We start from the raw sequence: 7,404 nt of genomic DNA on the forward strand, positions 1-7,404 counted from the left end.
TGTTCTAGTCGCCAAAAACGACAACGACACAAATTGATCTTTGAAAACTGAACAAAACAAAACGCCAACGTTAAATTTTAAGTTTTAAAATCGAGCTAATCAAGCTTGAAACATTGTGGCTTTCAGCCAACAATTTTTCGGAGAGTTTGATCCTGGCTCAGGACGAACGCTGGCGGCGTGCCTAATACATGCAAGTCGAGCGGATTGATGGGAGCTTGCTCCCTGATATCAGCGGCGGACGGGTGAGTAACACGTGGGCAACCTGCCTGTAAGACTGGGATAACTCCGGGAAACCGGGGCTAATACCGGATAATTCCTTCCTCCTCCTGGAGGAAGGCTGAAAGATGGTTTCGGCTATCACTTACAGATGGGCCCGCGGCGCATTAGCTAGTTGGTGAGGTAACGGCTCACCAAGGCCACGATGCGTAGCCGACCTGAGAGGGTGATCGGCCACACTGGGACTGAGACACGGCCCAGACTCCTACGGGAGGCAGCAGTAGGGAATCTTCCGCAATGGACGAAAGTCTGACGGAGCAACGCCGCGTGAGTGAAGAAGGTTTTCGGATCGTAAAACTCTGTTGTTAGGGAAGAACAAGTGCGAGAGTAACTGCTCGCACCTTGACGGTACCTAACCAGAAAGCCACGGCTAACTACGTGCCAGCAGCCGCGGTAATACGTAGGTGGCAAGCGTTGTCCGGAATTATTGGGCGTAAAGCGCGCGCAGGCGGTTCCTTAAGTCTGATGTGAAAGCCCACGGCTCAACCGTGGAGGGTCATTGGAAACTGGGGAACTTGAGTGCAGAAGAGAAGAGCGGAATTCCACGTGTAGCGGTGAAATGCGTAGAGATGTGGAGGAACACCAGTGGCGAAGGCGGCTCTTTGGTCTGTAACTGACGCTGAGGCGCGAAAGCGTGGGGAGCAAACAGGATTAGATACCCTGGTAGTCCACGCCGTAAACGATGAGTGCTAAGTGTTAGAGGGTTTCCGCCCTTTAGTGCTGCAGCTAACGCATTAAGCACTCCGCCTGGGGAGTACGGCCGCAAGGCTGAAACTCAAAGGAATTGACGGGGGCCCGCACAAGCGGTGGAGCATGTGGTTTAATTCGAAGCAACGCGAAGAACCTTACCAGGTCTTGACATCCTCTGACAACCCTAGAGATAGGGCGTTCCCCTTCGGGGGACAGAGTGACAGGTGGTGCATGGTTGTCGTCAGCTCGTGTCGTGAGATGTTGGGTTAAGTCCCGCAACGAGCGCAACCCTTGACCTTAGTTGCCAGCATTCAGTTGGGCACTCTAAGGTGACTGCCGGTGACAAACCGGAGGAAGGTGGGGATGACGTCAAATCATCATGCCCCTTATGACCTGGGCTACACACGTGCTACAATGGACGGTACAAAGGGCTGCAAAACTGCAAAGTCGAGCCAATCCCATAAAACCGTTCTCAGTTCGGATTGCAGGCTGCAACTCGCCTGCATGAAGCTGGAATCGCTAGTAATCGCGGATCAGCATGCCGCGGTGAATACGTTCCCGGGCCTTGTACACACCGCCCGTCACACCACGAGAGTTTGTAACACCCGAAGTCGGTGGGGTAACCTTTATGGAGCCAGCCGCCTAAGGTGGGACAGATGATTGGGGTGAAGTCGTAACAAGGTAGCCGTATCGGAAGGTGCGGCTGGATCACCTCCTTTCTAAGGATATTTACAAGATGTTGACCGTTTCTGTTTTGTTCAGTTTTGATAGATCAATTCTATCAAACAAATAGAGAGATCAATCTTCAGCATGGCTGGATGGTTGGTCGACTTGTTCTTTGAAAACTAGATAAAGTAAGTAAGTGACATAAACCGAGAATCGCCACTTTAGAATTTTTTTGGTGAATGACTTTCAGTCATACGCAAATCAAACCTGACAATTTTTATTGTCAATTAGGTTAAGTTAGAAAGGGCGCACGGTGGATGCCTTGGCACTAGGAGCCGATGAAGGACGGGACTAACACCGATATGCTTCGGGGAGCTGTAAGTAAGCTTTGATCCGGAGATTTCCGAATGGGGGAACCCACTGTTCGTAATGGAACAGTATCTTTACCTGAATACATAGGGTATGGAAGGCAGACCCGGGGAACTGAAACATCTTAGTACCCGGAGGAAGAGAAAGCAAACGCGATTCCCTGAGTAGCGGCGAGCGAAACGGGACATAGCCCAAACCAAGAGGCTTGCCTCTTGGGGTTGTAGGACACTCTATACGGAGTTACAAAGGAACGAAGTAAACGAAGAGATCTGGAAAGGTCCATCAGAGAAGGTAAAAATCCTGTAGTTGAAACTTCGTTCCCTCCAGAGTGGATCCTGAGTACGGCGGGACACGTGAAATCCCGTCGGAAGCTGGGAGGACCATCTCCCAAGGCTAAATACTCCCTAGTGACCGATAGTGAACCAGTACCGTGAGGGAAAGGTGAAAAGCACCCCGGAAGGGGAGTGAAAGAGATCCTGAAACCGTGTGCCTACAAGTAGTCAGAGCCCGTTAATGGGTGATGGCGTGCCTTTTGTAGAATGAACCGGCGAGTTACGATTACATGCAAGGTTAAGCTGATGAGGCGGAGCCGCAGCGAAAGCGAGTCTGAATAGGGCGTTTTGAGTATGTGGTCGTAGACCCGAAACCAGGTGATCTACCCATGTCCAGGGTGAAGTCCAGGTAACACTGGATGGAGGCCCGAACCCACGCACGTTGAAAAGTGCGGGGATGAGGTGTGGGTAGCGGAGAAATTCCAATCGAACCTGGAGATAGCTGGTTCTCTCCGAAATAGCTTTAGGGCTAGCCTCAACGGAAGAGTCTTGGAGGTAGAGCACTGTTTGGACTAGGGGCCCTCATCGGGTTACCGAATTCAGACAAACTCCGAATGCCAAAGACTTATCGTTGGGAGTCAGACTGCGAGTGATAAGATCCGTAGTCGAAAGGGAAACAGCCCAGACCACCAGCTAAGGTCCCCAAGTATACGTTAAGTGGAAAAGGATGTGGAGTTGCTTAGACAACCAGGATGTTGGCTTAGAAGCAGCCACCATTTAAAGAGTGCGTAATAGCTCACTGGTCGAGTGACTCTGCGCCGAAAATGTACCGGGGCTAAACGTATCACCGAAGCTGTGGATTGACACCGTTGGTGTCAGTGGTAGGAGAGCGTTCTAAGGGCGTTGAAGCTAGACCGTAAGGACTGGTGGAGCGCTTAGAAGTGAGAATGCCGGTATGAGTAGCGAAAGATGGGTGAGAATCCCATCCACCGAATGCCTAAGGTTTCCTGAGGAAGGCTCGTCCGCTCAGGGTTAGTCGGGACCTAAGCCGAGGCCGAAAGGCGTAGGCGATGGATAACAGGTTGATATTCCTGTACCACCTCTTGATCGTTTGAGCAATGGGGGGACGCAGAAGGATAGGGTAAGCGCGCTGTTGGATATGCGCGTCTAAGCAGCAAGGCTGATGATGAGGCAAATCCTTGTCATCATAAGGCTGAGCTGTGACAGCGAGGGAAATTTAGTACCGAAGTTCCTGATTTCACACTGCCTAGAAAAGCCTCTAGCAAGATCAATGGTGCCCGTACCGCAAACCGACACAGGTAGGCGAGGAGAGAATCCTAAGGTGAGCGAGAGAACTCTCGTTAAGGAACTCGGCAAAATGACCCCGTAACTTCGGGAGAAGGGGTGCTCTGGTAGGGTGCAAGCCCGAGAGAGCCGCAGTGAATAGGCCCAGGCGACTGTTTAGCAAAAACACAGGTCTCTGCGAAGCCGCAAGGCGAAGTATAGGGGCTGACGCCTGCCCGGTGCTGGAAGGTTAAGGAGAGGGGTTAGCGCAAGCGAAGCTCTGAACCGAAGCCCCAGTAAACGGCGGCCGTAACTATAACGGTCCTAAGGTAGCGAAATTCCTTGTCGGGTAAGTTCCGACCCGCACGAAAGGCGTAACGATCTGGGCACTGTCTCAACGAGAGACTCGGTGAAATTATAGTACCTGTGAAGATGCAGGTTACCCGCGACAGGACGGAAAGACCCCGTGGAGCTTTACTGTAGCCTGATATTGAATTTTGGTACAGCTTGTACAGGATAGGTAGGAGCCGTTGAAACCGGAGCGCCAGCTTCGGTGGAGGCATCGGTGGGATACTACTCTGGCTGTATTGAAATTCTAACCCACGCCCCTTATCGGGGCGGGAGACAGTGTCAGGTGGGCAGTTTGACTGGGGCGGTCGCCTCCTAAAAGGTAACGGAGGCGCCCAAAGGTTCCCTCAGAATGGTTGGAAATCATTCGTAGAGTGTAAAGGCACAAGGGAGCTTGACTGCGAGACCTACAAGTCGAGCAGGGACGAAAGTCGGGCTTAGTGATCCGGTGGTTCCGCATGGAAGGGCCATCGCTCAACGGATAAAAGCTACCCCGGGGATAACAGGCTTATCTCCCCCAAGAGTCCACATCGACGGGGAGGTTTGGCACCTCGATGTCGGCTCATCGCATCCTGGGGCTGTAGTCGGTCCCAAGGGTTGGGCTGTTCGCCCATTAAAGCGGTACGCGAGCTGGGTTCAGAACGTCGTGAGACAGTTCGGTCCCTATCCGTCGTGGGCGCAGGAAATTTGAGAGGAGCTGTCCTTAGTACGAGAGGACCGGGATGGACGCACCGCTGGTGTACCAGTTGTCTTGCCAAAGGCATCGCTGGGTAGCTATGTGCGGAAGGGATAAGTGCTGAAAGCATCTAAGCATGAAGCCCCCCTCAAGATGAGATTTCCCATAGCGTCAAGCTAGTAAGATCCCTGAAAGATGATCAGGTTGATAGGTCCGAGGTGGAAGCACGGCGACGTGTGCAGCTGACGGATACTAATCGATCGAGGACTTAACCACATTTGGTTGATTCCGGTTTAACAGTCACTTACTCTTTATCTAGTTTTGAGAGAACAAACTCTCATATGTCCGGTGATTAAGGCGAAGAGGCCACACCCGTTCCCATACCGAACACGGAAGTTAAGCTCTTCAGCGCCAATGGTAGTTGGGGGTTTCCCCCTGCAAGAGTAGGACGTCGCCGGGCGTACATATATGGAGGATTAGCTCAGCTGGGAGAGCACCTGCCTTACAAGCAGGGGGTCGGCGGTTCGATCCCGTCATCCTCCACCATAGATTTTTTACGAAGCGCAGCGAAGTAAAATAATCTTCCATAAAAGTATTCTTAAATATACTTATTCTACATTGCCGGTGTAGCTCAACTGGTAGAGCAACTGACTTGTAATCAGTAGGTTGGGGGTTCAAGTCCTCTTGCCGGCACCACTTTTTTATTTTTTAATAGTAAGAGCCATTAGCTCAGTTGGTAGAGCATCTGACTTTTAATCAGAGGGTCGAAGGTTCGAGTCCTTCATGGCTCACCATTAGCGGGTGTGGCGGAATTGGCAGACGCACCAGACTTAGGATCTGGCGCCGCAAGGCGTGGGGGTTCAAGTCCCTTCACCCGCATTCTGCGGAAGTAGTTCAGTGGTAGAACACCACCTTGCCAAGGTGGGGGTCGCGGGTTCGAATCCCGTCTTCCGCTCCAATTATATTTGCCGGGGTGGCGGAACTGGCAGACGCACAGGACTTAAAATCCTGCGGTAGGTGACTACCGTACCGGTTCGATTCCGGTCCTCGGCACCATTTACAACTTAGATATGCGCCCGTAGCTCAATTGGATAGAGCGTCTGACTACGGATCAGAAGGTTATGGGTTCGACTCCTGTCGGGCGCGCCATATTTTTTACTCTGAATATCTCATTATTCCGGGAAGTAGCTCAGCTTGGTAGAGCACTTGGTTTGGGACCAAGGGGTCGCAGGTTCGAATCCTGTCTTCCCGACCATTTCTACTTATAACATGGGGCCTTAGCTCAGCTGGGAGAGCGCCTGCTTTGCACGCAGGAGGTCAGCGGTTCGATCCCGCTAGGCTCCACCAAAAATTATTTTAAAAAAGTTGTTGACACAAACGACTCAGAAATGATATGATGTTCTAGTCGCCAAAAACGACAACGGCACAAATTGATCTTTGAAAACTGAACAAAACAAAACGCCAACGTTAAATTTTAAGTTTTAAAATCGAGCTAATCAAGCTTGAAACATTGTGGCTTTCAGCCAACAATTTTTCGGAGAGTTTGATCCTGGCTCAGGACGAACGCTGGCGGCGTGCCTAATACATGCAAGTCGAGCGGATTGATGGGAGCTTGCTCCCTGATATCAGCGGCGGACGGGTGAGTAACACGTGGGCAACCTGCCTGTAAGACTGGGATAACTCCGGGAAACCGGGGCTAATACCGGATAATTCCTTCCTCCTCCTGGAGGAAGGCTGAAAGATGGTTTCGGCTATCACTTACAGATGGGCCCGCGGCGCATTAGCTAGTTGGTGAGGTAACGGCTCACCAAGGCCACGATGCGTAGCCGACCTGAGAGGGTGATCGGCCACACTGGGACTGAGACACGGCCCAGACTCCTACGGGAGGCAGCAGTAGGGAATCTTCCGCAATGGACGAAAGTCTGACGGAGCAACGCCGCGTGAGTGAAGAAGGTTTTCGGATCGTAAAACTCTGTTGTTAGGGAAGAACAAGTGCGAGAGTAACTGCTCGCACCTTGACGGTACCTAACCAGAAAGCCACGGCTAACTACGTGCCAGCAGCCGCGGTAATACGTAGGTGGCAAGCGTTGTCCGGAATTATTGGGCGTAAAGCGCGCGCAGGCGGTTCCTTAAGTCTGATGTGAAAGCCCACGGCTCAACCGTGGAGGGTCATTGGAAACTGGGGAACTTGAGTGCAGAAGAGAAGAGCGGAATTCCACGTGTAGCGGTGAAATGCGTAGAGATGTGGAGGAACACCAGTGGCGAAGGCGGCTCTTTGGTCTGTAACTGACGCTGAGGCGCGAAAGCGTGGGGAGCAAACAGGATTAGATACCCTGGTAGTCCACGCCGTAAACGATGAGTGCTAAGTGTTAGAGGGTTTCCGCCCTTTAGTGCTGCAGCTAACGCATTAAGCACTCCGCCTGGGGAGTACGGCCGCAAGGCTGAAACTCAAAGGAATTGACGGGGGCCCGCACAAGCGGTGGAGCATGTGGTTTAATTCGAAGCAACGCGAAGAACCTTACCAGGTCTTGACATCCTCTGACAACCCTAGAGATAGGGCGTTCCCCTTCGGGGGACAGAGTGACAGGTGGTGCATGGTTGTCGTCAGCTCGTGTCGTGAGATGTTGGGTTAAGTCCCGCAACGAGCGCAACCCTTGACCTTAGTTGCCAGCATTCAGTTGGGCACTCTAAGGTGACTGCCGGTGACAAACCGGAGGAAGGTGGGGATGACGTCAAATCATCATGCCCCTTATGACCTGGGCTACACACGTGCTACAATGGACGGTACAAAGGGCTGCAAAACTGCAAAGTCGAGCCAATCCC

At 52.1% G+C, this 7,404-nt stretch carries 9 tRNA genes and 4 rRNA genes (1 of these 13 only partly in view); all 13 read left to right on the top strand.

Annotated elements, in window-relative coordinates:
• Positions 1 to 134: 134 nt before the first annotated feature.
• A 16S ribosomal RNA gene (locus ABTV07_RS00490) occupies positions 135 to 1,685 on the top strand.
• Between the two features lie 237 nt (positions 1,686 to 1,922).
• Positions 1,923 to 4,857: ribosomal RNA gene (locus ABTV07_RS00495) — 23S ribosomal RNA — on the top strand.
• 68 nt (positions 4,858 to 4,925) lie between these two features.
• Positions 4,926 to 5,041: ribosomal RNA gene (rrf, locus tag ABTV07_RS00500) — 5S ribosomal RNA — on the top strand.
• Between the two features lie 10 nt (positions 5,042 to 5,051).
• Positions 5,052 to 5,127: transfer RNA gene (locus tag ABTV07_RS00505), tRNA-Val, on the top strand.
• A gap of 74 nt (positions 5,128 to 5,201) precedes the next feature.
• Positions 5,202 to 5,277, top strand: a tRNA-Thr gene (locus ABTV07_RS00510).
• Positions 5,278 to 5,299: 22 nt separating this feature from the next.
• Positions 5,300 to 5,375 (top strand) — tRNA-Lys (locus ABTV07_RS00515).
• A 3-nt stretch (positions 5,376 to 5,378) separates the two neighbouring features.
• Positions 5,379 to 5,460: transfer RNA gene (locus tag ABTV07_RS00520), tRNA-Leu, on the top strand.
• 4 nt (positions 5,461 to 5,464) lie between these two features.
• Positions 5,465 to 5,539 (top strand) — tRNA-Gly (locus ABTV07_RS00525).
• Between the two features lie 9 nt (positions 5,540 to 5,548).
• Positions 5,549 to 5,637, top strand: a tRNA-Leu gene (locus tag ABTV07_RS00530).
• A 16-nt stretch (positions 5,638 to 5,653) separates the two neighbouring features.
• A tRNA-Arg gene (locus ABTV07_RS00535) sits at positions 5,654 to 5,730 on the top strand.
• 29 nt (positions 5,731 to 5,759) lie between these two features.
• A tRNA-Pro gene (locus ABTV07_RS00540) sits at positions 5,760 to 5,836 on the top strand.
• A gap of 16 nt (positions 5,837 to 5,852) precedes the next feature.
• Positions 5,853 to 5,928: transfer RNA gene (locus ABTV07_RS00545), tRNA-Ala, on the top strand.
• A 184-nt stretch (positions 5,929 to 6,112) separates the two neighbouring features.
• Positions 6,113 to 7,404: ribosomal RNA gene (locus tag ABTV07_RS00550) — 16S ribosomal RNA — on the top strand; it runs 259 nt beyond the window's last position.
• The 16S, 23S and 5S rRNA genes sit together here with 9 tRNA genes alongside, the layout of an rRNA operon.

This window comes from Falsibacillus pallidus (assembly GCF_050990905.1).
In the GTDB taxonomy this organism is placed as follows: domain Bacteria; phylum Bacillota; class Bacilli; order Bacillales; family DSM-25281; genus Falsibacillus; species Falsibacillus pallidus_A.